Source organism: [Actinomadura] parvosata subsp. kistnae (genome assembly GCF_900323885.1).
In the GTDB taxonomy this organism is placed as follows: Bacteria; Actinomycetota; Actinomycetes; order Streptosporangiales; family Streptosporangiaceae; genus Nonomuraea; species Nonomuraea composti.
On sequence record NZ_OOHJ01000015.1, the window covers coordinates 805,165 to 831,947 of the forward strand.

General features: G+C 71.8%; 25 protein-coding genes. 6 read left to right on the plus strand and 19 right to left on the minus strand.

Features of this window, described 5'->3' with window-relative positions; genetic code table 11:
- Positions 1-16: 16 nt before the first annotated feature.
- Genes KIS93_RS18370 through KIS93_RS18380 form a run of 3 tightly spaced genes read right to left on the minus strand, consistent with a single transcriptional unit; the run spans position 17 to position 4,208 of the window.
- A complete protein-coding gene (locus KIS93_RS18370; RefSeq protein WP_080036439.1) occupies positions 17-1,825 on the minus strand; it encodes a hydantoinase B/oxoprolinase family protein in 1,809 nt (602 codons plus the stop codon).
- Positions 1,818-3,818, minus strand: a complete 2,001-nt coding sequence (locus tag KIS93_RS18375) for a hydantoinase/oxoprolinase family protein (protein WP_080036438.1) — start codon at positions 3,816-3,818, stop codon at positions 1,818-1,820. Before KIS93_RS18375 ends, KIS93_RS18370 begins: the two co-directional genes overlap by 8 nt.
- A gap of 6 nt (positions 3,819-3,824) precedes the next feature.
- Positions 3,825-4,208 carry a hypothetical protein gene (locus tag KIS93_RS18380; RefSeq protein ID WP_080036437.1) on the minus strand — a complete coding sequence of 128 codons (384 nt, stop codon included), beginning with the start codon at positions 4,206-4,208 and terminating at the stop codon, positions 3,825-3,827.
- Positions 4,209-4,286: 78 nt separating this feature from the next.
- Between KIS93_RS18380 and KIS93_RS18385 the strand changes: the two genes are divergently transcribed.
- Entirely contained in the window at positions 4,287-4,952 is a 666-nt protein-coding gene (locus tag KIS93_RS18385) for a thymidine kinase (RefSeq protein WP_222107513.1), read from the plus strand.
- A 63-nt stretch (positions 4,953-5,015) separates the two neighbouring features.
- Here the strand turns inward: KIS93_RS18385 and KIS93_RS18390 are convergent, their stop codons facing one another.
- Genes KIS93_RS18390 through KIS93_RS18405 form a run of 4 tightly spaced genes read right to left on the minus strand, consistent with a single transcriptional unit; the run spans position 5,016 to position 7,801 of the window.
- Entirely contained in the window at positions 5,016-5,438 is a 423-nt protein-coding gene (locus tag KIS93_RS18390; protein ID WP_222107514.1) for a MarR family winged helix-turn-helix transcriptional regulator, read from the minus strand.
- 27 nt (positions 5,439-5,465) lie between these two features.
- On the minus strand, positions 5,466-6,134 hold the full coding sequence (locus KIS93_RS18395; protein WP_080036436.1) for a DsbA family oxidoreductase: 669 nt from the start codon (positions 6,132-6,134) through the stop codon (positions 5,466-5,468).
- A gap of 42 nt (positions 6,135-6,176) precedes the next feature.
- Positions 6,177-7,073 (minus strand): hypothetical protein, encoded by an 897-nt coding sequence (locus KIS93_RS18400; RefSeq protein WP_080036435.1) that lies wholly within the window; start codon positions 7,071-7,073, stop codon positions 6,177-6,179.
- 56 nt (positions 7,074-7,129) lie between these two features.
- A complete protein-coding gene (locus KIS93_RS18405; RefSeq protein WP_080036434.1) occupies positions 7,130-7,801 on the minus strand; it encodes an SRPBCC family protein in 672 nt (223 codons plus the stop codon).
- Positions 7,802-7,873: 72 nt separating this feature from the next.
- On the opposite strand from KIS93_RS18405, the gene KIS93_RS18410 reads away from it, so the two are divergent.
- The 3 genes from KIS93_RS18410 to cydB all read left to right on the plus strand — a co-directional run bounded on the left by KIS93_RS18410 (position 7,874) and on the right by cydB (position 11,189).
- On the plus strand, positions 7,874-8,716 hold the full coding sequence (locus tag KIS93_RS18410) for a polysaccharide deacetylase family protein (protein ID WP_080036433.1): 843 nt from the start codon (positions 7,874-7,876) through the stop codon (positions 8,714-8,716).
- 231 nt (positions 8,717-8,947) lie between these two features.
- On the plus strand, positions 8,948-10,294 hold the full coding sequence (locus tag KIS93_RS18415; RefSeq protein ID WP_080036432.1) for a cytochrome ubiquinol oxidase subunit I: 1,347 nt from the start codon (positions 8,948-8,950) through the stop codon (positions 10,292-10,294).
- Between the two features lie 10 nt (positions 10,295-10,304).
- Positions 10,305-11,189, plus strand: coding sequence for a cytochrome d ubiquinol oxidase subunit II (gene cydB, locus KIS93_RS18420; RefSeq protein WP_080036431.1), 885 nt, complete (start codon positions 10,305-10,307; stop codon positions 11,187-11,189).
- On the opposite strand, the gene KIS93_RS18425 is transcribed toward cydB, so the two are convergent.
- Genes KIS93_RS18425 through KIS93_RS18445 form a run of 5 tightly spaced genes read right to left on the minus strand, consistent with a single transcriptional unit; the run spans position 11,182 to position 15,708 of the window.
- The gene (locus KIS93_RS18425; RefSeq protein ID WP_222107515.1) at positions 11,182-11,913 is read right to left on the minus strand and encodes an ABC transporter ATP-binding protein; all 732 of its coding nucleotides are present in this window, start codon (positions 11,911-11,913) and stop codon (positions 11,182-11,184) included. The genes cydB and KIS93_RS18425 overlap by 8 nt on opposite strands.
- Entirely contained in the window at positions 11,906-12,634 is a 729-nt protein-coding gene (locus tag KIS93_RS18430; protein ID WP_080036430.1) for an ABC transporter ATP-binding protein, read from the minus strand. Before KIS93_RS18430 ends, KIS93_RS18425 begins: the two co-directional genes overlap by 8 nt.
- Positions 12,631-13,620 carry a branched-chain amino acid ABC transporter permease gene (locus tag KIS93_RS18435; RefSeq protein ID WP_186404301.1) on the minus strand — a complete coding sequence of 330 codons (990 nt, stop codon included), beginning with the start codon at positions 13,618-13,620 and terminating at the stop codon, positions 12,631-12,633. The genes KIS93_RS18430 and KIS93_RS18435 overlap by 4 nt, the downstream gene beginning before the upstream one ends.
- Positions 13,604-14,482, minus strand: coding sequence for a branched-chain amino acid ABC transporter permease (locus KIS93_RS18440; protein ID WP_222107516.1), 879 nt, complete (start codon positions 14,480-14,482; stop codon positions 13,604-13,606). Before KIS93_RS18440 ends, KIS93_RS18435 begins: the two co-directional genes overlap by 17 nt.
- The gene (locus KIS93_RS18445; protein WP_080036429.1) at positions 14,479-15,708 is read right to left on the minus strand and encodes an amino acid ABC transporter substrate-binding protein; all 1,230 of its coding nucleotides are present in this window, start codon (positions 15,706-15,708) and stop codon (positions 14,479-14,481) included. The genes KIS93_RS18440 and KIS93_RS18445 overlap by 4 nt, the downstream gene beginning before the upstream one ends.
- Before the next feature lie 102 nt (positions 15,709-15,810).
- On the opposite strand from KIS93_RS18445, the gene KIS93_RS18450 reads away from it, so the two are divergent.
- Together KIS93_RS18450 and KIS93_RS65375 are read left to right on the plus strand one after the other, a co-directional pair.
- A complete protein-coding gene (locus KIS93_RS18450) occupies positions 15,811-16,851 on the plus strand; it encodes a LacI family DNA-binding transcriptional regulator (protein WP_080036428.1) in 1,041 nt (346 codons plus the stop codon).
- Positions 16,852-17,301: 450 nt separating this feature from the next.
- A complete protein-coding gene (locus KIS93_RS65375) occupies positions 17,302-19,551 on the plus strand; it encodes a PQQ-dependent sugar dehydrogenase (protein WP_186404302.1) in 2,250 nt (749 codons plus the stop codon).
- Positions 19,552-19,645: 94 nt separating this feature from the next.
- On the opposite strand, the gene KIS93_RS18460 is transcribed toward KIS93_RS65375, so the two are convergent.
- The 7 genes from KIS93_RS18460 to KIS93_RS18485 all read right to left on the minus strand — a co-directional run bounded on the left by KIS93_RS18460 (position 19,646) and on the right by KIS93_RS18485 (position 26,712).
- The gene (locus KIS93_RS18460; protein ID WP_080036426.1) at positions 19,646-20,065 is read right to left on the minus strand and encodes a hypothetical protein; all 420 of its coding nucleotides are present in this window, start codon (positions 20,063-20,065) and stop codon (positions 19,646-19,648) included.
- 43 nt (positions 20,066-20,108) lie between these two features.
- Positions 20,109-20,498, minus strand: a complete 390-nt coding sequence (locus KIS93_RS18465; RefSeq protein ID WP_230465944.1) for a hypothetical protein — start codon at positions 20,496-20,498, stop codon at positions 20,109-20,111.
- A 132-nt stretch (positions 20,499-20,630) separates the two neighbouring features.
- On the minus strand, positions 20,631-21,650 hold the full coding sequence (locus tag KIS93_RS18470) for a leucine-rich repeat domain-containing protein (RefSeq protein WP_080036424.1): 1,020 nt from the start codon (positions 21,648-21,650) through the stop codon (positions 20,631-20,633).
- Positions 21,651-21,658: 8 nt separating this feature from the next.
- On the minus strand, positions 21,659-24,010 hold the full coding sequence (gene cutA, locus KIS93_RS18475; RefSeq protein WP_080036423.1) for an aerobic carbon-monoxide dehydrogenase large subunit: 2,352 nt from the start codon (positions 24,008-24,010) through the stop codon (positions 21,659-21,661).
- Positions 24,007-24,486, minus strand: a complete 480-nt coding sequence (locus KIS93_RS18480) for a (2Fe-2S)-binding protein (protein ID WP_222107517.1) — start codon at positions 24,484-24,486, stop codon at positions 24,007-24,009. The genes cutA and KIS93_RS18480 overlap by 4 nt, the downstream gene beginning before the upstream one ends.
- Entirely contained in the window at positions 24,476-25,300 is an 825-nt protein-coding gene (locus KIS93_RS63420; RefSeq protein ID WP_080036421.1) for an FAD binding domain-containing protein, read from the minus strand. The genes KIS93_RS18480 and KIS93_RS63420 overlap by 11 nt, the downstream gene beginning before the upstream one ends.
- Complete coding sequence (locus KIS93_RS18485; protein WP_080036420.1) at positions 25,297-26,712, minus strand: uracil-xanthine permease family protein; 1,416 nt, start codon at positions 26,710-26,712, stop codon at positions 25,297-25,299. Before KIS93_RS18485 ends, KIS93_RS63420 begins: the two co-directional genes overlap by 4 nt.
- Positions 26,713-26,783: the final 71 nt, after the last annotated feature.

The following is a 26,783-nucleotide window of genomic DNA, read 5'->3' on the forward strand; positions in this document are numbered from 1 at the left end:
AAGCGTGATTAAGTCCTCACAATTCGTCCACCTCCGCATAAGCCCTCCCTCCCGAGAGCTTCGCGTAGCCGGGCCCCCGGTCGAAGAAGCGGTCGGCGGGGGGTCGGAGGCGGGCGCGGAGTTCGGCGGTGCCCTGCTCGTCGATGCGGTCCCCGTCCAAAACCACGCCGTAGTCGCCCAGCGCGCCAGCGATCGACACCTTGCCGTCGCGGACGTCGGCGGCCACGGCGCGCGGGTCTCGGTCGTACGGGGAGCCCCAGCCGCCGCCTCCGGTGGTGCGGATCCTGATGAGGTCGCCGGCCTGCACGGGGTGGTCGTCGACCAGGCCTTCCATTTCCTTGCCGGCGATCTCGACGCGGAAGGGCCGGCCGGCGAGGCCGCCGTTGACGCCCCAGCAGGACAGGATGGAGCGGTCGGCGATCGACATGTACGAGGCGTCGCGCAGCATGCGGATGTGCTTGTCGTAGCCGAGCCCGCCCCTGAACATGCCGGGCCCGCCGGAGTCGCAGGCCAGGGCGAGGCGTTCGACGCGGAAGGGCCAGCGGGCCTCGGCGAACTCGACGGGGATGTTGCGGGAGTCGGGGACGATGTGGATGGTGTCCTCGCCGTCGGCGTACCAGCGGCCGCCGGAGCCGCCGCCGAGGACTTCGCGCATGAGGTACGGCTGCCCGTCGGCGTCGATGCCGTGGACGCCGGTGTAGCGGATGGTCTCCTGGTCGGCGGGCATGCGGCCGCCGGTGGCCTTGGCCAGGACGCCGGCGAGGACGCCGAGCAGGCGCAGGATGACGAACGTTCGGGCGTTGGTGGGAGCGGGGAAGACGGGGGTGAGGAGGGTGCCCTTCTCGGGGAAGATCATTTTGATGAGGGGCACCACTCCCTCGTTCACGTCCAGCTCGGCCATGCGTTCGGGGGTGTCGGCGAGGTTGCGCAGCACCGGGGCGAGCCACTTCTTGAGGAAGACGCCGCCCGCGTAGTCGCCGGCGTGGTTGATGGGGCCCTTGGCCTGGGGTGAGGTGCCGGTGAAGTCGATGGTGAGCGGGGCGTCGGCGGCGTGGTCGACGGTGAGGGTGATGCGCTGGGCGTGCAGGCGGGGCTCGTCCACGCCGTCGTGCTCGGCGTAGTCCTCCCACACGTACGTGCCTTCGGGGATCTTGGCGAGCAGTTCCCTGCGGAAGGTCTCGGTGGTCTTGGCGATGATCGCGTCGAAGCACTCCTCGACGGCCTGCTTGCCGTAGCGGTCGAACAGCTCGCCGAGCCGCCGGGCGCCCATGAGGCAGGCGGAGCATTCGGCGTCGAGGTCGCCGGCGAGGGAGTCGGGCATGCGGGAGTTGCGGGTCATGATCCGCAGCGCGGCCTCGTTGGGCACGCCCTGGTCCCACAGCTTGATCGGCGGGACCATCAGGCCCTCTTCGTAGACGGAGCGGGCGTGCGAGGGCATGGAGCCGGGCACGGAGCCGCCGATGTCGTCGTGGTGGCCGAACGCCTGCACGAAGGCGACGACCTCGCCCTCGTGGAAGACGGGGACGGTGACGCACAGGTCGGGCAGGTGGCCGATGCCGCCTTCTGAGAGGTAGACGTCGTTGTGGAAGTAGACGTCGCCGGGCTTCATGGTCTCGATGGGGAAGTCGCGCACGATCGGCTGGACGAGCGCGCTGTAGGAGCGGCCGGTGAGCTTGCGCAGCCGGGCGTCGTGGATGCCGGCGCGGAAGTCGTGGGCGTCGCGGATCATCGGCGAGCGGGCGGTGCGGGCGATGGCGGTCTCGACCTCCTTCTCGACGGAGGCGAGTGTCCCTTCGACGATCTCCACCAGGATGGGATCAGTCACGACTTATCTCCACATTTCCGTATTCGTCGAGCTTGGCGGTGAAGCCGGGGTGGATCGGGATCGTCGAGCCGTACTCCTCGATCACGGCGGGCCCGTGCACGGTCGCGCCGGGGCCGAGGGCGGCGCGCTGGTGGATCGGGGTGTCGCGGGTCTCGTCGAAGTGCACGGGACGCACCGACGTGGCGCCCTCGCCGGCCTTCTCCAGGCGGCGGATGACCGGGCGGGTGATGGGGCCGATGCCGGAGACGCGCAGGTTCACCCATTCGACGCCGTGGCGCGGGTCGTCGCGGTAGGCGTAGCCGTACAGCTTCTCGTGGGCGTCGTGGAAGCGGGAGAGCACCTCGGCGTGCCAGTCCTCGTCGATCTCGCCCGCCGGGGCGGGCACCCGCACCTCGTACGCCTGGCCGTAGTACCGCAGGTCGGCGCTGCGCTGGTAGACGGGGTCGTCGAAGCCCTCGCGGTCGAGTGCCTCGCCCGCCTGATGCTCCAGGTCGTGGAAGATCTCGACGGCCTTGCCGAGCGAGAGGTCGCGGGTGACGTACGTCCGGACGTAGTCGTTCTTGACGTCCACCGTGAGCAGCCCGAACGCCGAGACGTTGCCGGGGTCGCGCGGGATGAGCACCGACGGCAGGCCGAGGATGTCGATCAGCCGGCACGCCAGCAGCGGCCCCGACCCGCCGAACGTCACCAGCGGGAAGTCGCGCACGTCGAGCCCGCGCTTGACGGTGAGCTGCCGGATCGCGTTGCTCTGGTTGAACGCGCTGATCTCCAGGATGCCGGTCGCCGTGCGCTCGGGGGTGAGGCCGAGCTTGTCGGCCAGGGCCTGGATGCCGGTACGGGCGGCGTCGACGTCGAGCGGGATCTCCCCGCCGAGCAGGTGCGGCGGGATGCGGCCGAGGAACACGTGCGCGTCCGTCACCGTCACCTCGGTCCCGCCCTTGCCGTAGCAGAGGGGGCCGGGGTCGGCGCCCGCCGAGCGCGGCCCCACCTTGAGCGTGCCTTCGGGCGAGATCCACGCGACCGAGCCGCCGCCCGCGCCGACCGTGATGATGTCGATCATCGGGATCTTGCACGGGTAGCGGCCGACGGAGCCCTCGGTGGTGATGGAGGGCTCGCCGTCGATCACCACGGCCACGTCGGTGGAGGTGCCGCCGCCGTCCAGCGTGATCACCTGCTTGTGGCCGGCGGTGGCGGCGATCAGCGCCGCCCCCAGCGCGCCGGCCGCCGGGCCGGACAGGACGGTGGTGATGGGCTGGTTGACGACCTCGCGGGCCGACAGGACGCCGCCGTTCGACTTCATCACGGAGAACGGCATGCCGAGCCGGTTCGACAGGGTCGCGATGTAACTGCGCATCGCCGGCTTGACGGCGGCGTCGACGAGGGTGGTGACCGAGCGCTCGTACTCGCGGTACTCGCGCAGCACGTCGCTGGACAGCGAGATCACCGCCTCCGGGTGCTCGCGCCACAGCACCTCGCGCATGCGGCGCTCGTGCTCGGGGTTGGCGTAGGAGTGCAGGAAGCAGACCCCGATCGCGGTGATGCCCTTCGCCCGGAACCAGCGGGCCACCTCGACGGCCTGCTCCTCGGAGAACGGGCGCACCTCGTTGCCCAGGTGGTCGAGCCGCCCGCCGACGGTCTTGACGAGGTGCACGGGCACGATCCTGGGCGGTTTGACCCAGAAGTAGGAGTTGCCGTAGCCGTCGGGCACGCTCTGCCTGGCGATCTCCAGGACGAACTCGAACCCCTCGGTCGTGATGAACCCGAGGTTCTCGATCCGGTCCTCCAGCAGCCGGTTCGTGGCCACGGTGGTGCCGTGCACGATGGCGGCGACATCGAGGCGGCCGAGCTTCTCGATGCCCGCGAGGAACCCGTCGGCCGGGTTCGCCGGGGTCGAGGGGGTCTTGGTCGTGAGGATCTCACCGGTCTGCTCGTCCACCGCGACCACGTCGGTGAAGGTTCCTCCGGTGTCCACTCCGATACGCACGCTACGCATGGCTCCTCAGCTCCGGCGACGGCCGAGCACTTCGTCGATGACTCGTGGCGCGTTCGTGGGGCCCACGTAGGCCGCCAGGCGTACCACCATCTCCTGCGTCCTGGCGAGCTCGGCCTCGACCCGGGCCTTGCCGGACTGGCCGGCCTGGACCCCGAAGTAAGCCCCGATAATGGTACCGATCACCCCCGCCACACCGGCGAACAGCGCGGCGAACTCCCCCGAGGCGAACACGGCGGCGCCGAACGCCACGAGGAGCGCGAGGATGCCCGCCACGACGACGAGGAAGCCGTAACGCCAGCGGGTGGCGTCCGCCTGGGCCGCCGTGAGGTCGTCCTGCCTCATCAGCGCCTCCAGCGGCGACGGCTCGGACGGCGGTTTGTCGGTGACCACAGATTCCTCCTGAACAACTACAGGGGAGAAATGTCCCACGAGGTCATGGAACAAGCCAAGCCACTAAGCTGGCGGGCCGTGACCGAACTGTCTGCCTTGTCTGCCGTGCCGCCGGGCGCCCGAGACGCCGTACTGAAGTTCTACTTCGGCCCCATGGACTGCGGGAAGTCCACGCTGGCGCTCCAGATGAACTACAACCATCGGCGGCAGGGCAGGCGGGGCCTGGTGCTGACCAAGCACGACCGCTCCGGAGGGCCGAAGGTGACCAGCCGGATCGGGCTCGGGCTGGAGGCGATCGAGGTGGAGGACTCACTCGACCTGGTCGGGCTGGTGGCCGGGCACGACCGCATCGACTACCTGATCTGCGACGAGGCGTGCTTCTACACCGTGGAGCAGATCGAGCAGCTCGCCGACCTGGTGGACTCCTACGGCGTGGACGTCTACGCGTTCGGGCTGGCCTCCGACTTCAGGTCGGTGATGTTCCCGGCGGCGCAGCGGCTGTTCGAGCTGGCCGACGAGGTGTGCCGGCTGCAGGTCGAGGTGCTGTGCTGGTGCGGACGGCCGGGCCGGCTCAACGCCAGGGTCGTGGGCGGGGCGATGGCGCGTACGGGCGAGCAGGTCGTGATCGGCGACACCGATGACGCGCCCGTGCGTTACCAGGTGCTCTGCCGTCGCCACCACCGCGCCGGCCAGCTCGGCGAGGGCGCCGGCACGGAAACGTCCGGCATGAGGTCAGCCGTCTGAACGCGGCGGAGCCCGATGTCGCGGGTCAGCCGTCTGAACGCGACGGAGCCCCGATGTCGCGGGTCAGCCGTCTGAACGCGGCGGGATCAGGCGTTCGAGCGCGTCTCTGAGCTGCCGGGCGTCGGCGTCCGGCAGCGGCGCCAGGAACTCCTCCTCCGCCGCCGCCACCAGCCGCCCGGCCTCGGCCAGCACCTCACGGCCGCGTTCGGTCGGCTCCACGATGTTCTTGCGCCGGTCGGCGGGGTGCGGGCGGCGCCCGACGAGCCCCTTGCGCTCCAGCCCGTCGACCATGGCGACCATCGTCGTGCGGTCGATGCCCATGCGCTGGGCCGCCTCGAGCTGCGACATCGGCTCGGACCTGCCCAGCACCGACAGCACGCCGTACTCGCGGCTGTCGATGCCGCACGGCTCCAGCGCGGGGCCCATCAGGTCCGACAACCGCGCGTTGGCGTGCTTGAGCAGGTAGGCAAGGCTGCGACTGGACACCTTGTGATTGTCCCATCACCGGCGCGATCAGACGGCACAGTACCCGTCGTCGCAGCCGTCGCCCTGCCCCCCGAGCCGGGTGATCGGCGTCTGGCCGGTGCGTTCGGCCACCTCGTCGATGGCGGCGGTGAAGGCGTCCTCCGGCTGCGCGCCCGACACGGCGTACTTGCCCTCGAACAAGAACAGCGGCACCCCGGAGATGCCGAGCGAGCGCGCCCGCGCCAGCTGCTCGCGCACCTCCTCGGCGCCCTCGCCCGAGTCGCGCACGCCCACCTCGGCGGCCAGCTCGCCCAGGACGCCCGCGTCGGCGACGTTGCGGCCCTCGGCGAAGTACGCGCGGAACAGCCGCTCGGCCATCTCCTGGCCGAGCCCCTGGCGACCGGCCACCTCGATCAGCCGGTGCGCCTCGAACGTGGAGGCGTTGACGGCCTTGTCGTAGTGCATCTCCAGGCCCTCGGCGGCAGCGGCGCCGACGACCCGCTCGACCATCTGCCCGGCGTTCGGCCCGAACTTGCGCTGCAGCGCCGGGATCAGCGGCTCGCCCTCGCTCGGGGCGTCGGGGTTGAGCTGGAACGGCCGCATCGTCACCTCGATCGTGCCGCCCTTGGCCCGGAACTTCTCGGCCGCCCGGCCGAACCGCGCGTGCCCGATGTAACACCAGGGGCACACGACATCAGAGAAAATCTCGACCTTCATGTACGAGGACAACCCGGGCACGCCACCCCGGATTCCTCGAAGTCAGCCGGCGGCCAGCTCCTCCAGCCGGTACGGCAGGTACGCCGAGTCGTCCACCAGCGCCGACGCCCCCCGCCACCAGCCGAACCACTCGCCGCTGCGCCACATCCAGTCGACCCGCTCGATGGCCGCCACCACGTCGCCGACCGTCTCCCACCGCTCGCCGAGCTGCTCGAGGGTGGCGCCGTGCCGCATCGCCCAGGCGCGCAGGATGCCGGCCGCCTCGGCGGGCACCCCGCGGGCGTACGGGTCGGGGCTCTCGCCGGGCAGCCGGTGCGGGCCGAGCCCGGCGGCGACGCCCCAGCTCCACTGCGCCTCGGCGGGCCGCGAGTAACGCAGGGAGTGGAAGTCGAGGTTGGAGCCCAGCTCCTCGTCGGCGCGCCGGGCGACGACCGCGTCGAGCCGTCCGCCGGCGTCGAAGTGCACGACGAGGCGCTGCCCCGGCTTGGCGCCGGGCGGCAGGTCGAAGCGGTCTTCGGCCTGCCAGGAGTTGAGATCCACCTGGGCGACGGGCGCGCCCCACATCTGGTCGGCGGCGTCGTCGGCGACCCATGCCGCCAGCATCTCCAGCGCGGTCAGGTCGGTCCACGGCTCGATGGCGATCGCCGTGCGCACCACCTCGTCGGGCGCGGGCAGCTTGCCGCCCCTGGGCGTGGACCACCAGCTCTCGCCCAGCTCGCGGGTGCCGACCAGCAGCGCGGCGATGGCGGCCAGCTCGGCCGAGCGCCTGGTGAGCTGGGCGCCGAGTGCCAGCTCCAGCGTGCGGTCCGTACGCTCGTCGCCGAGCACGGGACGCACGTCACCGATCAGGATCTCGGCCGTCGGGCGCTCCTCGCCCAGCAGGTTGCGTACGACTCGTCTGGCCTCGGTCCGTGCGTCTTCAGCGTGTGCCTGCCGCATACCGCCACGCTACGCCGGGAGATCCTTTTCCGCGAGAGTCCCGGAGGCCACCAACGTCATGCGCCGCGGCGGCGTGACCCGCGCCCGAGCAGCCAGCCGAGCGTGACGCCGCCGAGCGCGACGCCGGCCCCCATGCCGAACGCCGCCAGCATCACCCACGGGCGGGTCTCGGTGTGCTTCCTGGCCGGCCGCTCGAAGACCGCACCCTGCGCTGCGGGGAGGCCGGCGGCCTCGGAAGCGCCCGCGGCCGCCGGGGCGGCGGCCACCTCGGCGGCGGGTTCAGCGGTGGTCGGGGCCGTCAGGTGCTGCTCGACCGCGGAGAAGAACTCGCCCGCCGTCCGCTTGGCCACGGAGCCGAGCATGCGCTGCCCCACCCCGCCGATCATGCCGCCGACCACGGCCTCGGCCTCGTAGTCGACGCGGGTGCCGGCGCCGGCCTCGCTCAGCCGGACGAGGACGGTGGCGTCCACCGTGCCGGGCGCGCCCTGCCCGCGGGCCTTGAGCGTGAAGCTCTCGGGCTCCAGCGGGTCGGACAGCGCCACCTCGCCCTGGTAGACGCCCTTGATCGAGCCCACGCCCGCGTTGATCGTCATCCGGTACGTGTCCGGCCCGGTCTCCTCCAGCCGCTCGCACCCGGGAAGGGTGCGCACCAGCACCGCCGGGTCCCTGAGCGCCGCCCACACCCGCTGCCTGTCCGCGCCGATCTCGGCACTGCCCGCCAGTTTCATGCGGCCACTCTAAGCAGCGCGGACCGCGTGGATAAGGGCAACGACTCACGAAGGCTGGCAAGATGGTGCTCCATGTTCAGGGGACGCGGGGTGATCGGTGTGGCGTGCGTGCTGGCGCTGGCGGCCTGCGCTCCCGCCGAGACCGCCTCCCGCCCCGGCCCCGAGGCGCCCGCCACCACCGCGAAAGCCCCTGAACGGACTCCCGTGCCGTCGGGCCCGCCGGGCGTCAAGCCGCGCAAGGGGGAGGTGCGCCCGATCCCCCGCACCGGCGGCCTCCCGCCGGTGATCAGCTCGATCCCCACCGAGCGGAAGGTGGTCTTCCTGACCATCGACGACGGCTGGGAGCAGGATCCCGGCTTCGTCCGGCAGGTACGCGACCAGCGCATCCCGATCACCGCGTTCGCCATGCGCGACGCCGTCGAGGCCAAGGGCACACCGGACGAGTCGGGCGGCCCGGCCCGCTTCATCGGCGCCGGTAAATGGGGATATTTCCGGCAACTTCGTGATGCCGGGGTGCCCGTCGAGAACCACACCCTCACCCATCCGAACCTGCGCCTGCTCGGCTACCCGGCCCAGCGCCGCGAGATCTGCGCCGCGGCCAAGCTGATCGGCAAGGAGATCGGCACGCGGCCCACCCTGTTCAGGCCGCCGTTCGGCAACTACAACGCCGACACGCTCAGAGCGGCCAAGAGCTGCGGCATGTCGGCGGTGCTGCTGTGGACCGCCACCGTGCAGCCCGGCGGCAAGATCGCCTACCAGGTGCCCGACAAGAAGCTGCGCCCCGGCGACATCCTGCTCCTGCACTTCCGCCCCAACCTGGCCAGGGACTTCCGGATCCTGGTGAACAAGATCAAGCGCCGGGGCTACGAGCTGGGCGACCTCCAGGCGTACCTGGCCGCGGCTCAGCCGCGCTGACTCCCCCGCACTGACTCCACCGGGCCGACCTCTCCGGGCCGACTCCTCCGGGCGGCGTACCTGACGATCAGCCGGGCGGGTGACGCGCCGGCGGACCCCCGCGCGGGATCCTCGTAAGAACGACCAGCACAGGCGATGTGACCAAGCTCGCATCGCGTTGCTCTACAGGCTGTAGTACTACTGGAAGTAGATGTACTACGGCTTGTAGAGCTCAGGGAGACGACGGGGAGCATGGACGCACTTGATCTCGCGCGGTGGCAGTTCGGGGTGACCACCGTGTACCACTTTCTGTTCGTGCCCTTGACCATCGGGCTCGGGATCTTCGTGGCCGGCCTGCAGACCGCGTGGCACCGCACCGGCAACGAGCAGTACCTGAAGCTGACGAAGTTCTTCGGCAAGCTGTTCCTGATCAACTTCGCCATGGGCGTGGTCACCGGCATCGTGCAGGAGTTCCAGTTCGGGATGAACTGGAGCGAGTACTCCACGTTCGTCGGCGACGTCTTCGGGGCGCCGCTGGCCATGGAGGCGCTGCTGGCCTTCTTCATGGAGTCCACGTTCCTCGGGCTGTGGATCTTCGGCTGGGACCGGCTGCCGAAGAAGGTGCACCTGGCGACCATCTGGGCGGCGGCCATCGGCTCCAACCTGTCGGCCTACTTCATCCTCGCGGCCAACGCCTGGATGAAGCACCCCGTCGGCTACGAGGTCGTGGACGGCCGGGCCAGGATGACCGACCTGTGGGCGGTGCTCACCAACTCCACCGCGCTCGCCCAGGTCCCGCACGTCATCGCGGGCTCGTTCGTGGTGGCGGGCGGCTTCGTGCTCGCCGTGTGCGGCTACTGGCTGCTGCGCACGCGCGCCGAGATGTGGCGCCGCGCCGCCCGCGCCGCGCTGCTCATGACGGCGATCGCGGGGGCGGTCGTCGCGGGCACCGGCGACCACTCCGCCAAGCTCATGTACGAGCAGCAGCCCATGAAGCTGGCCGCCGCCGAGGGCCTGGAGCACGACACGCAGGGCGCCGGGTTCAGCGTCGTCCCCGGCATCGAGATCCCGAAGCTGCTCAGCTTCCTGTCCACCTACGACTTCGAGGCCCCCGTCCAGGGCACCGAGGACCTCCAGCGGCGCTTCGAGCAGCAGTTCGGCCCCGGCGACTACCGCCCCGACGGCACCGTCGTCTTCTGGTCGTTCCGCGTGATGATCGTGTTCGGCCTGGCCACGGTCGGCCTGTCGGTGCTGGGCCTGTGGCTGACCCGCCGCAGGCGGCCGTTCCCCGCGTGGCTGTCGCGGGCGATGCTGCTCGCGCTGCCGCTCCCGCTGGCCGCGGTGATCGCCGGCTGGCTGCTCAGCGAGATCGGCCGCCAGCCCTGGACGGTCGCGGGCGAGCTGCTGACCGCCTCCAGCGTGTCACCGGGCGTCTCGGTGGCCGAGGTGGCCACGTCCCTGACGATCTTCACGCTTCTGTACGGCGCGCTCGCCGTCGCCGAGACCGTGCTGCTGGCCCGGCACGTCCGCAAGGGCGTCGAGGAGCGGGCGCCGGTCCAGGCGGCCGAGGCGCCGCGCGAGCCGTCCCTGATGTACTGAGGAGCCCCCCATGATCGAGTTGTGGTTCGTCATCATCGCCTTCCTCTGGACCGGCTACTTCGTCCTCGAAGGCTTCGACTTCGGCGTCGGCATGCTGGCGCCGCTGGTCAGCAGGAACGCCGCCGAGCAGCGCGCCGCCCTGCAGACCATCGGCCCCGTCTGGGACGGCAACGAGGTGTGGCTGATCACCGCGGTCGGCGCCATGTTCGCCGCCTTCCCCGCCTGGTACGCGGGCCTGTTCAGCGCGTTCTACCTGCCCGTGGTGCTGGTCCTCGTGGGGCTCATCGTGCGCGGCGTCGGCCTGGAGTGGCGCGGCAAGGTGGACGACCCGCTCTGGTGCGACCTCGGCATCGTGGTGGGCAGCGCGCTGCCGGCGTTCCTGTGGGGCTCGGTCTTCGCCGGCCTGCTGTTCGACGGCCCGCTCGCGGCCCTGGTGGGCGGCGCGTTCACGCTGGCCGTGTGCGTCCTGCACGGCGCGGTGTTCCTCGCGCTGAAGACCACCGGCCCGGTACGCCGCCGCGCCCGCACCGCCGCCATGATCGCCGGCGGCGTGACGATCCCGGTCGCCGTCGCCGCCCTGTCGAGCCTCGGCACCGTCCCGGCCCTCGTCTCCATGGCCGCCCTCGCCGCGGCCACCGCCCTGATCTGGCGCCGCCGGGAGGGCTGGGCGTTCGCGGCCACGGCGGGCGCGATCGTGCTGGCCACGCTCGCGGTCTTCATGGAGCTGCGGGTCCGGCCGCTGCCGGGGCTGACCCTGGCCGAGGCGGCGTCGGCGCCGTACACGCTGAGCATGCTGACCTGGATCGGGCTGATCGCGCTGCCGTTCGTGCTGGCCTACCAGGGGTGGACGTACTGGGTGTTCAGGAAGCGCGTACGCGTGCCGGCGGCTAGCTAGCGGGGGCGCCGCCCAGGTACAGGCGGCCCAGGCGGGGGTCGGCGGCCAGCTCGCGGGCCGGGCCCGAGATGTGCACCCGGCCCAGGTCCAGGACACATCCCAGATCCGCCATCTCCAGGGCCCGGCGGGCGTTCTGCTCCACCAGGAGCACCGCGACGCCCGTCCGGCGCATGAGGTCGATCCGGTCGAAGACGACCTGCGTGTTGCGCGGGTCGAGGCCCATGGACGGCTCGTCCAGCAGCACCACCGACGGCTCCAGCATCAGGGCCCGCGCGAACTCGACCTGCTTCTGCTGCCCGCCCGACAGCAGCCCCGCCATGCTGCCCCACCGCTCCCCCACGACGGGGAACAGCTCCTTGACCGCCTCGATGCGGGCGTTCAGGCGGGCCTGGTCGCGGACGGTGTAGCCGCCGAGCCGGACGTTCTCGGCCACGGTCATCTCGCGGAAGACGCTGTGGCCCTGCAGCACGTGCGCCAGCCCGAGGGCGAGCAGGCGCTGCGGCGGCAGGCCGGTCACGTCGCGGCCGTCCAGGAGCACGCGGCCGGAGCGGGGGGCGAGCAGGCCGCTGGCGACCTTGAGCGCGGTGGACTTGCCGGCGCCGTTCGGGCCGACGAGGCAGACGACCTCGCCGGCGCGGACGGGCACGGTCAGCCCGCGCAGCACGGGGGCGGCCCGGCCGTAGCCGGCCACGACGTCCTCCAGGGACAGCACCACTTCAGACACCGAGGTACGCCTCCAGCACGCGCGGGTCCTGCCTGATCAGCGCCGGCGGGCCGGCCGCGATGGGCGCGCCGCGGTCGAAGACGATCACGTGGTCGCACATGCCCATCACCATGTCCATGTTGTGCTCGACGACGAGGAACGTGCGGCCCTCCGCGTTGAGCTCGCGGACGAGGGCCGCGATCCGGTCGATCAGCGCCGGGTTGACGCCGCCGGCCGGCTCGTCGAGCAGCACCAGGTCCGGCTCGGCCATGAGGACGGCGGCCAGTTCGAGCAGCTTCTGCTGCCCGTACGACAGGTCGCGCGCCTCGGCGTCCTCCAGGTGCTCGATGCCCATGCGGCGCAGCCAGTGGCGGGCCCGCTCGACCTCTCCCTTGTCGCGCAGCCCGGCCAGCAGCTCGCGCAGCCGGGTGCGGCGGACGGCGACCAGCATGTTCTCCAGCACGGTCAGGCGGGGGAAGATCCGGCAGAGCTGGAAGGTGCGGCCGATGCCGGCGTGCGCGATACGGTGCGGCGCGTGCCGGGTGATGTCGCGGTCGCGGTAGAGCACCCGCCCCGAGTCGGGCCTGACCAGGCCGGTGACGATGTTGAAGAACGTGGTCTTGCCGGAGCCGTTCGGCCCGATCAGGCCGTTGACGGCGCCGTCGCGCAGCTCGACGGTGGCGCCGTTCACGGCCAGCACGCCGCCGAACGCCTTCGTCAGCCCTTCGGTGCGCAGGCTCACCGCGTCACCCCCTGGAGTCTCTGGCCGGCGCTCTCGTCCGGGATGGAGGGCCCGGCCCGGCGGCGGGTGAAGCGGGCCAGGATGCCGTCCGGCATGAACAACACGACCAGCACCAGCACCAGGCCGGTCGCGGTCAGGTGGATCTGCGTCTCGCCCAGCGCGATCAGGAAGTACTCCCCCGCCGGGGCCACGATGAGCGCGCCCAGCAGCGGCCCGTACAGGTGCCGGACGCCGCCGAGCAGGCTCATGAGCACCATGAAGGAGGCGATCAGGATCGAGAAGACGAAGATCGGGTCGAGGCTGCCGAACCAGAGCGCGTAGAGCCCGCCGGCCAGCGCCACGAACAGGGCGGACAGGGCGAAGGCCGCCACCTTGTACGCCGCGGTGGGCACGCCCAGCGACTCGGCCTTGTCCTCGTCCTCCCTGATGGCCCGCAGGCCCGCGCCGAAGCGGGAGCGGGAGACGTACCACCAGGACAGCAGCGCGAGCGCGAGCAGCGCCAGGAACAGGTAGAAGAACACGATGTGCGTCTGGCCGCGGTGCAGGCCGGGGAACGGCGAGGGCACCTGGAGGCCGGTGGAGCCGCCGGTCAGGGAGCGCCAGCCCTGCACGACGAGGTTCATCATGGACACCAGCGCCAGCGACACGATCACGAACGAGGCGCCGCGCACGCGTACCGCCGCGATGCCGACGCCCACGGCGAACACCGTGACCAGCAGCGCCGAGACGAGCAGGGCCACCGCCCACGGCACGCCGAGACGGACGACGAGCAGGCCGGTGCCGTACGCGCCGAGGCCGAAGAACGCCGAGTGGCCGAGCGAGACGTAGCCGGTGAAGCCGCCCAGCAGGTTCCAGGAGGTGGACATGGCGGCGTACATGACGGTCAGGGCGCCCGCGTACACCAGGTAGTAGTTGGGCACCGCCCACGGGTAGGCGATCGCCAGCGCGGCAAGCAGCAGCGGCAGGACCCTAGAAACGGTGTGCAAGCCGGCCTCCGAAGAATCCCTGGGGGCGCACGAGCAGGGTCAGGAAGAGGAAGACGTAGAACATCATCGTGGCCCAGGTGGCGTCCACGGTGACCAGCACGACGCCCTCGACCATCCCGAGCACGACGGCGGCCAGCGCGGCGCCGGCCACGCTGCCCAGGCCGCCGACCACGATGACGGCCATGAGCTTGCCGATCCACACCCAGTGCGAGGCGGGGAAGAACGGGGTGATCAGCGCGAGCACGGTGCCGCCCACGGCGGCGGTGGCCAGGCCCACGCCGAAGCCGTACCCGGCGACGCGCTCGGTCGGCACGCCGACCAGCCTGGCCGCCTCGCGGTGCTGGATGGTGGCCCGCAGCGCCTGCCCGAACCGGCTCTTGACGAGCACGGCGAACAGCACGGCGAGGGTCAGCGCCGCCACCCCAAAGGCGATGATCTTGTCGTACGGGAGGTGCACGCCGCCGATCGTGAGCGACCGGGTGGCGTACTCCATGCTGACCGACTTGTAGGAGCCCGTGTAGAACGTCCCGAGCAGCCCCTCGATCGTCAGCGCGATCCCGAACGTCAGCAATACCGACATCATCGCCAGGTTGTCCGGCGCGAGCCGGGCGATGAGCAGCCGCTGCACCGCCACGCCCAGCCCGAAGAAGAGCGGCACGATGACCGGCAGCGCCAGGAACGGGTCCACGCCGAGCGTGGTGTGCACGGTGTAGGTGAGGTAGGCGGCCAGGAACAGGAACGCGGGGTGCGCCACCATGACCACCCGCATCACGCCGAAGTACAGCGACAGGCCCGAGGCGAGCAGGGCGTAGAGCCCGCCGGTCAGCACGCCCAGGGCCAGCCCCTGGAGGACGAGGCTCACCAGGGCCGCTTCGGGTAGACGAGGTCGGCGGTCTTGGCCTGCTCCGGCAGGACGATCTCGATCTTGCCGTCGACGTACTGCTGGATCATGTGCGCCTGCTCGGGCCGGCCCTTGTCGTCGAAGGACAGCGGCCCCACGACCGTGTCGAACGTGGCCTGCCCGATGTGCTGGGCCAGCTTGTCCTGGCACTCCTTGGTGGGATCGACGCACTTGACGGCGGTCACGGCGGCCTCGACGATCTGGCCGACGGTGTAGCCGTTGGCCGCGTCCTCGTTGGCGTCGCCGCCGAACAGCTCTTTGTAGCGCTTGACCAGCTCCTGGTTGCCGGTGAACGTCGCGGTGGCCGACCAGCCGACCGGCGAGAGGATGTGCTCGGCCGCCCCCTTCACCGCGGCGGGGAACTCCGCCAGCGTCGGCCCCGTCGAGAACGCCGCCAGCTTCGGCTGCACCTTCAGCTCCTGCAGCGCCCGCACCAGCCCCACCGAGTCCTCGAACTGGGTGCCGCCCACCACCACGTCCGGCTTCGCGGCGGCGATCTTGGCGGCGATGGGGGCGAAGTCGGTGGTCTCCGGCGGGTACACCTCGTCCACGACGGTCTTGACGCCGGCCGCGGCCAGCTTGTCGCGCAGCCCGTACGCGGTGCCCTGCGCGAACGGGTCGTCGAGGCTCGCGTACGCCGCCGTCTTCGGCCTCTTGCCGGGCGGCAGCTTCGTCAGGTAGTCGGCCAGGTAGTTGTAGTGGTCGCTCGCGATGGCGGGCGCCGCGTAGAACAGCCGCTTGAAGCCCTGCTCGAACACCTCGGCCGCGGCCCCGGCCGGCTCCACGAACAGCATGCCGTACGACTCGGCGACCTTCGCCGCGGGGATCACCAGGCGCGAGGAGAACGGCCCGAAGACCAGGTCGACCTTGTCCTGCGTGATGAGGGACTCGTAGTCGGAGCTGACCCGGTTGGGGTCGGAGGCGTCGTCACGGAAGATCAGCTCGACCTTCCTGCCGAGCAGGCCGCCCTTGGCGTTCACCCGGTCCGCCCAGACCTGGTAGCCCTCCTGGATGCCCTTGCCCGGCTCGGAGAAGTCGCCCGTGAGCGGGAGCGAGATGCCGATCCTGACCGGCCCCCGCTGCTGTCCCGGCGGCTGGGCCGCGCCGGGTTCGTCGGTCTTCGCGCACGCGGTGAGCGCCAGTGCGCAGATGGAGATGATCGTCAGGCCCTTGCGAACTCTTGCCATCGAGGAGACCCCCGTCAGAAGAGGCTGAGCGAAAGCGCTTTCGCAAGCGCTTTCGGTTACAGTTGCACGGGAATCCGCCCCGGACAAGGGGGTCCGCACGAGATGGTGAAGCGACCTTCCCCGCCCGCTCCGCCCCGATTGGCGGACGTCGCCGCGGCCGCCGGGGTGTCCCTCGCCACGGCCTCGCGGGCCATGAACGGCAGCGCGGGCGTGAGCGCCGAGGTCGCCGCGCACGTCCAGGCGATCGCCGCCCAGGTCGGCTACGTGCCCAACAGCCACGCGCGGGCGCTGGCCGGCGGGCAGGCGTCCATGGTCGGGCTCGTCGTCCACGACGTGGGCGACCCGTACTTCGGCGAGATCGCCCGGGGCGTGCTGCGCGAGACCGACAGCCGCGGCTACCTGGCGCTGATCAGCCAGACCGAGCGGGACCCGCGCGCGGAGCTGGCCCGCATCCGCGCCCTGCGCGCCCACCGGGTCACCTCGATCGTGCTGGCCGGGTCCGGCTACGTCGAGGCGGCCACGGAGGCCGACATCGCGGCCGAGCTGCGCTCGTTCACCGCGGCGGGCGGCCGGGCCGCCGTGATCGGCCGCCACCACCTGCCGGTCGACGCGGTGCTGCCCGACAACGCCGCCGGCGCCGCCACCCTCATGCGCCACCTGCTCGACCTGGGCCACCGCCGCCTCGGCGTGCTCGGCGGGCCCCCCAACCTCACCACGGTCGAGGACCGGCTGGCCGGGCTGCGGCAGGCGTTCGGCGCGGCCGGGCTCGACTGGGACGCGGTGCCCGTCGCCCACGGGGACTTCACCCGGGAGGGCGGAGCGGCGGCCACCGCCCGGCTGATGCGGGAGCGTCCCGACCTGACGGCGGTGGTCGCCCTGAACGATCCGATGGCGGTGGGGGCGCTGTCGTGGCTGCTCACCCACGGGCGGCGGGTGCCGGACGAGATCTCGGTCGCCGGGTTCGACGACGTGCCCGTGGCGCAGGACGTGTTCCCGGCGCTGACCACGGTGCGGCTGCCGATGGTCGGGATGGGCAGGCAGGCGCTGGAGCTGGTGCTCAAGCCGCCGGCCTCCCGCCCGCGCCGGCGCCGCACCGGGCACGAGCTGGTGGTCAGAGCCTCCACGGCCCCGCCCCCGTCCTGACATTCACCGTCACGCCCAGCACCGTCACGCCCAGCACCGTCACGCCTCACCGTCACGCCTCACCGTCACGCCTCACCGTCACGCCTCACCGTCACGCCTCACCGTCACGCCTCACCGTCACGCCTCACCGTCACGCCTCACCGTCACGCCTCACCGTCACGCCTCACCGTCACGCCTCACCGTCACGCCTCACCGTCACGCCTCACCGTCACGCCTCACCGTCACGCCTCACCGTCACGCCTCACCGTAACGCCTCACCGTCACGCCGAGCACCGTCACGATCGGCAAGCTCCGTCATGACAGGAGCTCTTGACAGCCTTCAAAGCGGGGTTACGATCCGAAAGATCCCGAAAGCGCTTTCGCCCTCCGGGGCCCTGCGTGAGGACCCCCGATGCCCGCCTTTCGCACCCGCATCCACGCCCTCGCCGCCGTCCTCCTGACCGCCGCCCTGTGCGCGCCCGCCGCCCCGCGCTGGCGGCGGCGCCCGTGCCGGTCGAGGACCCGATCCCCGAGAAGCCGATCCCGTCGCCGCTCACCCTCACCCTGGAGGAGTTCGCCTCGTTCCCGAAGAGCGAGCCGATCCCGCCGCCGAGCAACGACCCGCGCCTGCTGCGCCAGGCCAGGATCAACTACCTGGGCGAGTTGCCCGACGGCTCCCGCCGCCTGTACGTCAACGACCTCAACGGCAAGCTCTACCTGCTCGGACGCGACCGGCAGCCGAAGGAGTACCTGGACGTGGCCGCCGCGTTCGCCCCCGACTTCGTCTCCGGGCGCGGCCTCGGCAGCGGGTTCGGCTTCGCCGCCTTCCACCCCGAGTTCGGGCGCAACGGCAGGTTCTACACCGTCCACACCGAATGGGGCGCCGCGCTCACCACGAAGACGCCCGACCTGCCGGCCCAGCCCGGCACCCGCTTCCACGGCGTGATCACCGAGTGGACGGCCGCCGACCCGCGCGCCGGCGTGTTCTCCGGCACCCGCAGGGAGGTGCTGCGGCTCGGCTTCTCCGGCCAGATCCACGGCATCCAGCAGATCGGCTTCAAGCCCTCGGCCCGCCCGGGCGACGCCGACTACGGCCTGCTCTACATCGCGGCCGGCGACGGCGGCCGGGGCGCCTCCAGCGACGACCCGCAGAACCTGGCCATCCCCCAGGGCAAGATCCTCAGGATCGACCCGGCCGCCGCCGGCGACCGCAAGTACACGGTGCCGCCGTCGAACCCCTTCGCCGGCCAGGAGGGCAGGCTCGGCGAGATCTACGCGTACGGCATGCGCGACCCCCACCGCTTCTCCTGGGACGGCGACCGCCTGCTCCTCGGCCACATCGGCGAGCACGCCATCGAGGCCGTCTACGACGTCGGCCCCGGCGACAACCTGGGCTGGAGCGAGCGCGAAGGCGCGTTCGTGTTCGACAAGGCCGACCGCTGCCACCTCTACACGCTGCCCGACGACGACGCCCAATACGGTTACACGTACCCGGTGGCCGCCTATGACCACGACCCGCCGCCCGGCCACTCCTGCACCGCCGACAGCGGCCACGCCATCGTCGGCGGCTTCGTCTACCGGGGCGCGCGGCTGCCGCTGCTGTCCGGGACGTACCTGTTCGGCGACATCGTGGACGGCCAGGTCTTCACCGCCGTCGCCGACCACCTGCGCGAAGGGCTCGGCCGCGCCGCCATCTACCGGCCTCGCCTGGTGGACGCGGCGGGGAACCCGGTGACCATGCCGCAGCTGGCCGGCGACACCCGCGTGGACCTGCGCTTCGGCCAGGACGGCGCGGGCGAGCTGTACCTGCTGTCCAAGGCCAACGGCAGGATCTGGAAGGTCACGCGGGCCGCCTACGCGCCGGCGGGCGTGCTGCCGTCGCTGCGCCGCGACCTGGTGGCCGCCTACGACTTCGAGCACCCGCTGCCCGGCGACCCGGCCCGCGAGCAGGACCAGGGCCTGTCCGGCACCCCCATCACGCTGGTGAACGGCGGCGCCGCGATGCGCCTCGAGGACGCCGCGTACCGGGGCAGCACGCACGCGCTCGAGACCCGCCAGATCGAGCCCGCGACGGCCGGCAACGACGACTGGAAGGCCGGTGTCTACGCCGAGGCGGGCGTGCCGACCCTGCGCTCGTTCAACGCGGTCGCGGGCACCACCGTCATGGGCTGGTTCAAGCTCCTGACCGACGGCCCCGCCCTCAACTCGAACACGCCCGACCCCGCCGACCGCTACAACGCGATCGGCCTGGCCGGCGTCCTCAGCGGCACCTCGCAGGGCCACGACGTGCGGGCGCTGCTCGAACTCATCACGGTGAACGGCGAGCTGCGGGTGGTGGCGCTGGCCAGGAGGGTGGACGGATCCGCCTCCCAGACCTTCGCCGCCGACCTGCCCTGGCAGCGGATCCTGCCGCGCGGCCAGTGGGTCTTCCTCGCCGCCACGTTCGACTTCGACACGGGGGCGATGCGCCTGTACCGCGACGGCCGCCCGCTCCCCGGCTCCTACACGGTCACCGGCGACCCCTGGGGCCTGGAAGGCGCCCCGGAGCCCGACCTCACCTCCCCCAGCGACCCTAGGGGCATCAAGATCGGCGGCAGCTACCCGCAGAACACCCGGGAGCAGAACCCCTGCGACTGCCGCATGGACGGCCTGCTCTTCCTGGACCGCGTCGCCACCCCGGGCGAGATCAGAGCCCAGTACGAACTCCTCCGCCCCCGCTGACCCACCACGGGAACGACACCTCCACCCACCTCCGGACACCCCGCCAAGGGTGCCCGCCCTCCCCAAAGGACCCCCGCCGGAGTACGGCGGGAGGTCAGCCTACGACCTGCATCTTCTTCGTCCGGTGATCCGTCAGGTGCAGATCCCCGCCGAGCCGTTCCCTGAGCAGGTCCAGCACCTTCCTGCTGGACAACACGGTCCAGAGCGGTCCCACCAGGTGCGGGTTGTACTCAGGGGCGGCATCCATCCAGGCGTCCTTGCCGGCCTGGCTCTTGAACGTCGTGACGAAGAACTCGCCGTCCGGGGTCTTGCAGTACCCCGTACGAAGCTCAGCGGCGTTGACCTGCATGCGTGGCGTGCACCCCACCTTGGCGGCGAGCTGCTCGACGGTGAGGGGGGCGGCGCCGGGCCCTTGCGCGCCCGCTGCGAGATGGCCGCCGCCGCCCCCCGAGGAGCAGCCCGCGACCAGCCCGGCCAGCAGCGCGAGGGCGGCCAGACGTGGAATCGTCGTCATGTGCGGAGGTACGCAGTTCCCCCGCCGGGAGTTCAGACACCGACTACTTCGGTTGGGGTGCCATCGAGGTGCGGTGGTCGGTGAGGTGCAGGTCGCCGTTGAGGGGCCCGCGCAGCGCCTCCAGCACCTTGAGCGGCCCGAGGACGGTCCACTTGGGGCCGACCAGGTGCGGGTTGTACTCGGGCGCCCGGTCCATCCACTCGTCCTTGAGCTTCTCGGTCTTGAACGTGTTGACGAAGAACTCGCCGTCCTGGGTCTTGCAGTACGCCGTCCGCACCTCGTCGGCGTCGACCTGCATCTTCGGCTTGCACCCGACCTTCTTGGAGATCTGCTCGATGGTCATGGGGGCGGCGGTGGCGGGCTGGGCATTGCCGGCTGCGGCGTAGTCGCTCCAGCCGCCTCCTGAGGAGCAGCCGGCGACCAGTCCGGCCAACAGCGCAAATGCGGCCAGACGTGGAAATGTCGTCATGTGCGAGGGTACGCAGCCGCACGAACCTCGGTTCACTACAAAGCGCCTCAACCCTCGCCGCGCCCCATCCACCCCGCCCGCGTCAGTCCGCCTGCGTCAGCGCAGGATGACGCATCCTCGGGCGGCCAGGCGGCGCAGGACCTCGGGCTCGCCGTCGAGCTTGTTCCAGCGCAGGTCGAGCTTGTCGAGGTCGGGCAGCTCGGCGGGCAGCTCCCGCAACCGGTTGTTACGCAGGTCGAGCTGCTTGAGCCCGGCGGGCAACGTCTCGGGCAGCCTGCGCAGCAGGTTGTCGCGCAGGTCGAGCTGCCGCAGCCCGGCGGGCAGCTCGGGCGGCAGCTCGCGCAGCCGGTTGCCCTGGAGGTGCAGCTCGCGCAGCCGTGACAGGCGGGCGATCGTCGCGGGCAGCCGTTCGAGGCGGTTGTTGTAGAGGCGCAGCTCGACCAGCGCGGCCATCGAGCCGATCGTGTCGGGCAGGCTCTCCAGCCGGTTGTCGGTCAGGTTGAGGTAGGCCAGCCGATCGAGCCGCCCGATCCATTCGGGCACGTCGGTGAGGAGGTTGTCGCTGAGGTAGAGGTAGTCGGTGAGCGGCAGGTCGCCGAGCTCGGGCGGCAGCGCGGCGAGCCGGTTGTGGCCGAGGTCGAGCATGCGCAGCCGGGTGAGCCCGCCGATGGCGGCGGGGATCTCGGTGAGGGCGTTCTCGGCCAGGTTGAGCGACTCCAGGCCGGTCAGCTTCCAGAGCGAGTCCGGTACGGAGCTGAGCGCGTTCCCGCCGGCGGCCAGGTGGCGCAGGGACGCGGGCAGCGGGTCGGGCAGGGCGGCGACGCGGTTGCCGTACAGGAAGAGGGTCGTCAGGCCGGGTGGGAGGGCGGGCAGCGCGGTCAGCTCGTTGCCGTCGAGGTGCAGCGCGCGCAGCGCGGTGAGGCCGGACAGGCCGGGCAGCTCGCGCAGGCGGTTGCCGTCGAGCCGCAGCTCCTCCAGCGCCCCGAGCCCGGCCACGCACGACGGCACCTCGGTGATCGCGTTCCAGGCCAGGTCGATGATCCGGGCGCCGCCGGGCACGTCGGGAAAGGCGGTCAGCCCGGAGTCGGGCGCGATGATCAGGTCGGGGGCGCGCATGCGGCCGATCATCCCATACGCAGCTCGAACAGCTCCGACGGCGAGATCGGCATGCGGTTGATCTCGATGCCTTCGGCGTCCTCGACGGCCGAGGCGATGACGGCGGAGACGGGGATCACGCCGGCCTCGCCCGCCCCCTTGATGCCGAGGGGGTTGAGCGGCGACGGCGTCTCCAGGTGCCCGGTCTCGACGCGGGGGATCTCGGTGGCGTACGGCATGAGGAAGTCCATGAAGGAGGCGTTGACGAGCTGCCCGTGCTGGTCGTAGACCATGCGCTCGTACAGGGCGCCGCCGATGCCCTGGGCGACCCCGCCGTGGATCTGCCCTTCCACGATCATGGGATTGATGAGCCGCCCGCAGTCGTGCACGACGGCGTAGCGCAGGACCTTGATCTCGGCGGTGTCGGGGTCGGTCTCGACGATGGCGGCGTGCATGCCGGCCGCGAACGTGGACCTGATCGGCGAGTAGTAGTCGCGTCCCTCCAGGCCGGGCTCCTCGCCCTCGGCGACGGGCGGCCGGTCGGGCGCGGCGGCCGTGGCGAACTGGGTGGCCTTGGCGGTCTCCTCGTCGAAGGCGTAACGCAGCGGGTTGGCCAGGACGGCCACCGTGGATAGCGGGACGGCGGCGGACGGGGCACCCACCACGTGCACGATGCCGTCGGCGATGTCGAGGTCGCCGGGGTCGGCCTCCAGCGCGTCGGCGGCGATGCGCAGCGCCTTCTCGCGCACCTTCCTGCACGCCAGCGCGATGGCGTTGCCGCTGACGACGGCGGCTCTGGAGGCGAAGGTGCCGACGGCGTAGCCGAACCTGCGGGTGTCGCCGGTGACGACGCTGACCCGTTCGATGGGCACGCCCAGCTCGGTGGCGGCGATCTGGGCGAACGCCGTCTCGTGGCCCTGCCCCTGCGAGGTGAGGCCGGTGGAGACGTGCACGCGCCCGTCGGAGGTGATCTGCACGTGCCCGCCCTCGTACGGCCCCACGCCGGTGCCCTCGACGTAGCACCCGATGCCGATGCCGAGGCCAGGGCGGCGCTCGAAGGTGTCCCAGCCGATCAGCTCTTTGATCATCCGCAGCATCTCGGGGTAGTTCCCGCTGTCGTAGATGAGCGGCCGGCCGTCCTGGAAGGTCATGCCCTGGTCGTACGGGAACTCGTCGGGCCGGATGAAGTTGGCCGCCCGCACCTCCGTGCGGTCTTTGCCCAGGTATCGGGCGATCTTGTCCATGGTGCGTTCCATGCAGAACACGCCCTGCGGCCTCCCGGCCCCCCGGTAGGGCGTGACCTGCACGGTGTTGGTGTAGACGGCGGTGAACTCGACGCGGTACGCGCCCGGCTTGTACGGCCCGAGCAGCTGCGTCGAGGTGACGATCGGCACGATGATCCCGTACGGGGTGTAGGCGCCGTGGTCGTGCAGGATCGTCACGTCGAGCCCCAGCACGCGCCCGTCGTCGTCGAACCCGACCCGCACGTACTGCACCTGCCCCCGTTCGTGCGCGGAGGAGACGAAGTGCTCCCGGCGGTCCTCGGTCCACTTGACCTCCCGGCCGAGCGTCATGGCGGCCCACGGGACCAGCACCTCCTCCGGCCACGGGTGCACGATCTTCACGCCGAAGCCGCCGCCCACGTCGGGGGCGATCACCTCGACCTGCGGCAGCGGCAGCCCGAGCGCGGCGGCCACGGCCATGCGCACGCTGGTGGAGGTCTGGGTGCTGGAGTAGACGCGCAGGTCGCGGCCGTCCCAGCGGGCGTACACGCCGCGGCCCTCCAGCGGCATGCTGGCGCTGCGCTCGATGTCGAGCCGGAAGGCGAGCGTGTGCGGCGAGGTCTCGATGGCCTCCCTGGCGCCGCGCCCGTCGGCCGCCGCGACCTCCTGGACGAGGTGCGCGCCGACGTTCCCCGGCACGTCCTCGTGCACGAGCTGCGCCCCCTGGACGGCCTCCTCGATGCCGACGACCGGTTTGAGCGGCTCGTAGTCGACCTCGATGAGCGCGCAGGCGTCCTCGGCGGCGTACCGGTCGGCGGCCACCACCATCACCACCGGCTCGCCGACGTGCCTGACGACGTCTCTGGCCAGCGGGTACGCGGTGCGCCCGTGCGTGAGCGCGGGGTGCGGGATCAGCAGCGGCAGCGCCCGGCCGACCCGCTCGGGCAGGTCCTCCCACGTGTAGATGGCGACGAGCCCTTCGACGTCGAGGGCGCCGCTCACGTCGATGTCGCGGACGCGGGCGTGGGCGTGCGGCGAGCGGACGAACGCCGCCGCCAGCGCGTCGCGGCCGAGGTCGTCGAGGTAGCGGCCCTGCCCGGTGAGCAGCCTCGGGTCCTCGCGGCGCTGGACGGGCGCGCCGAACAGCTTCGTCGTCATGCTTCCTCCGCCAGCAGCTCGGCGGCCCGGTGGACGGCCTTGACGATGTTCTGGTAGCCGGTGCAGCGGCACAGGTTGCCCGCGATGCCCTCGACCACCTCGTCGTCGGTGGGGGCCGGGTTCTCCTTGAGCAGGGCGGTCACCGTGCACAGGAAGCCCGGCGTGCAGAACCCGCACTGCAGCCCGTGGCACTCGGCGAAGGCCCGCTGCACCGCCGACATGCGGCCGTCCCGGTCCGCGAGCCCTTCGACGGTGGTGATCTCGGCGCCGTCCACGGTCACGGCGAACGTCAGGCACGAGCGTACGGGCCGCCCGTCGAGCAGCACCGTGCAGCAGCCGCAGACGCCGTGCTCGCAGCCCACGTGCGTGCCGGTCAGGCCGAGGTCGTGGCGCAGGCAGTCGGACAGCAGCCGCCGCGCCGGCACCCGGGCCCGCCGGGCGGTGCCGTTCACGACGAGGGTGATCTCATGCTCCACGGGCCGCCGCCCCTTCCCGCGCCGCGTCGCGCAGCGCCCGCTCGGCCAGCACGCCCACCAGGTGCCGGCGGTAGGCGGCGGAGGCGTGGATGTCGTCGTCCGGGTCGACGGCGTCCCGTACGCGAGCCGCCGCCGAGGACAGGTCACCGCCCACATCGATGACGACGGGCCCGCCGCCGACCCCGATGCAGGCCACCCGCGCGCCCGCCACGCCGACGACCGCGCAGGCTCCTGCCAGCGCGTAGTCGCCGTGCCTGCGGGACACCTCATGGAAGGCGGCCCCGCTCCCCTCCTCCAGCGCCGGGAAGAACGCCGACACGGCCAGCTCGCCCGGCCCGACCGCCGACTCCATGGGCCCGACGAAGAACTCCGCCGCCGGGATCTCACGGAAGGTGACGCGGCCGCAGTCCCAGCGGGCCACGCGCACGTGCCCGCCCAGCACCGCCAGCACGGCCGGCAGCTCGGCGGCCGGGTCGGCGTGCACGAGGCTGCCCACCACGGTGCCCCGGTTGCGGATCGCCGGGTGGGCCACCAGCTTCAGCGCCCAGGTGAGCAGCGGGTGCGCCCCGGCCCGCTCGACGTCGGCGTGCCTGGCCAGCGCCCCCACCGTGACGCCCGCCCGGCTCACCTCGATCCCGTCGAGCCCGGCCACCCGGTTGATGTCGACGACGTGCCCGGGCGCGGCCAGCCGCATGTTGAGCATGGGGATGAGGCTCTGCCCGCCGGCCAGCACCTTGCCGCCCACCTCCGCGAGCGTGCGCAGCGCCGCGGGCAGGTCGCGGGGCGCGTGGTAGGTGAACGGCGGCGGCTTCACCCGGCCTCGCCCCTGACGGCCGGCTCGGGGCTGCGGCCCGCGATGGCCCGCAGCAGGTGGTAGCCGCCCAGCACCACGATCGTGCCGAGCGCGATGCCCTCGAGGGTGAAATCGCCGCCGATGACGTGCTTCACAGGTCCGATGGCGAGGATCATTCCCGCTCCGATCGGAACCATGTTCACGGGGTCGGCGAAGTTCACCCGGTTCTCGATCCAGATCTTCGCGCCGAGCAGGCCGATCATGCCGTACAGGATGACGGTCACGCCGCCGAGCACGCCGCCGGGCGTGGCCGCGACGAGCGCCCCGAACTTCGGGCACAGCCCGAACAGGATCGCGATGATCCCCGCGATGTAGTAGGCGGCCGTCGAGTACACCTTGGTGGCCGCCATGACGCCGATGTTCTCCGCGTACGTCGTCGTGGGCGAGCCGCCGACCGCGCTGGTGACCATGGTGCCGACGCCGTCGGCCAGCACGGCGCGGCCCACGTACGGGTCCACGTCGGTGCCGGTCATCTCGCCGACGGCCTTGACGTGCCCGATGTTCTCCGCGATCAGCGCGATCACGGCCGGCAGCACCAGCAGCACGGCCGACGTCCTGAAGTCGGGCGCGTGGAAGCTCGGCAGCCCGAACCACGGCGCGTCCGCCACCGACTGGAAGCCGACCCGGTCGTGCGGGAAGGCCGTCGCCACGCAGTACGTCCCCTCGGCCGGACAGGCGTTGCCCGCCGCGTCCCGCAGGTTGGCGCCCGGCAGCACGGACGTGACCGGCCCCGCGACCCGGTCCAGCACCCACGACAACACGAACCCGGACACCAGCCCGATCAGCACCCCGATCCGCCCGGTGAACCCCTTGAACAGCACGATCACCAGGAACGTGATCAGCATCGTGGCCAGCGCCACCCAGTGGTCCTGCGGCCAGTACACGTCCGCCACCACGAACGCCAGCCCGAACCCGATCAGCATCACCACCGCGCCCGTGACCACGGGCGGGAAGATCCGGTGGATGATCCCCACGCCGAGGACGTGGATGGCCACCCCGGCCAGCGCCAGCACGAACCCGGCCACCAGGATCGACCCGGTCACGAGCGCGTCCGCGTTCGCGACGTCGCCGCCCGCCGCCGCCCTGATCGCGAACACGCCGCCCACGAAGGACGCGCTGGTGCCCAGATAGCTGGGCACCTTGCCCTTCACGATCAGCAGGAACAGGATCGTCGCGACGCCCGACATCATCACGGCCACGTTCGGATCCAGCCCCATGACCAGCGGGAAGACGAACGTCGCGCCGAACATCGCGATCACGTGCTGCGCCCCGAACCCCACCATCCGGGGCCAGCTCAGCCTCTCGTCGGGCCTGACCACCTCGCCGGGGGCCAGATGCTTGCCATCACCGTGCTTGGTCCATCCCACAACCATGCGAGCCCCTCGTGTGCCGGGCGCCTGGACGTGCCGTTGGCGGGCACATTAGGCCCGGTGGCACGCTCCTA

What these genes read in the sequence shown, in the direction of transcription:
- KIS93_RS18375 (WP_080036438.1), bottom strand. Translation starts at nt 3,818, where the DNA reads ATGCGTAGCGTGCGTATCGGAGTGGACACCGGAGGAACCTTCACCGAC.
- KIS93_RS18395 (WP_080036436.1), bottom strand. Translation starts at nt 6,134, where the DNA reads ATGAAGGTCGAGATTTTCTCTGATGTCGTGTGCCCCTGGTGTTACATC.
- KIS93_RS18400 (WP_080036435.1), bottom strand. Translation starts at nt 7,073, where the DNA reads ATGCGGCAGGCACACGCTGAAGACGCACGGACCGAGGCCAGACGAGTC.
- KIS93_RS18405 (WP_080036434.1), bottom strand. Translation starts at nt 7,801, where the DNA reads ATGAAACTGGCGGGCAGTGCCGAGATCGGCGCGGACAGGCAGCGGGTG.
- KIS93_RS18410 (WP_080036433.1), top strand. Translation starts at nt 7,874, where the DNA reads ATGTTCAGGGGACGCGGGGTGATCGGTGTGGCGTGCGTGCTGGCGCTG.
- KIS93_RS18415 (WP_080036432.1), top strand. Translation starts at nt 8,948, where the DNA reads ATGGACGCACTTGATCTCGCGCGGTGGCAGTTCGGGGTGACCACCGTG.
- cydB (WP_080036431.1), top strand. Translation starts at nt 10,305, where the DNA reads ATGATCGAGTTGTGGTTCGTCATCATCGCCTTCCTCTGGACCGGCTAC.
- KIS93_RS18445 (WP_080036429.1), bottom strand. Translation starts at nt 15,708, where the DNA reads ATGGCAAGAGTTCGCAAGGGCCTGACGATCATCTCCATCTGCGCACTG.
- KIS93_RS18450 (WP_080036428.1), top strand. Translation starts at nt 15,811, where the DNA reads ATGGTGAAGCGACCTTCCCCGCCCGCTCCGCCCCGATTGGCGGACGTC.
- KIS93_RS18460 (WP_080036426.1), bottom strand. Translation starts at nt 20,065, where the DNA reads ATGACGACGATTCCACGTCTGGCCGCCCTCGCGCTGCTGGCCGGGCTG.
- KIS93_RS18470 (WP_080036424.1), bottom strand. Translation starts at nt 21,650, where the DNA reads ATGCGCGCCCCCGACCTGATCATCGCGCCCGACTCCGGGCTGACCGCC.
- cutA (WP_080036423.1), bottom strand. Translation starts at nt 24,010, where the DNA reads ATGACGACGAAGCTGTTCGGCGCGCCCGTCCAGCGCCGCGAGGACCCG.
- KIS93_RS18485 (WP_080036420.1), bottom strand. Translation starts at nt 26,712, where the DNA reads ATGGTTGTGGGATGGACCAAGCACGGTGATGGCAAGCATCTGGCCCCC.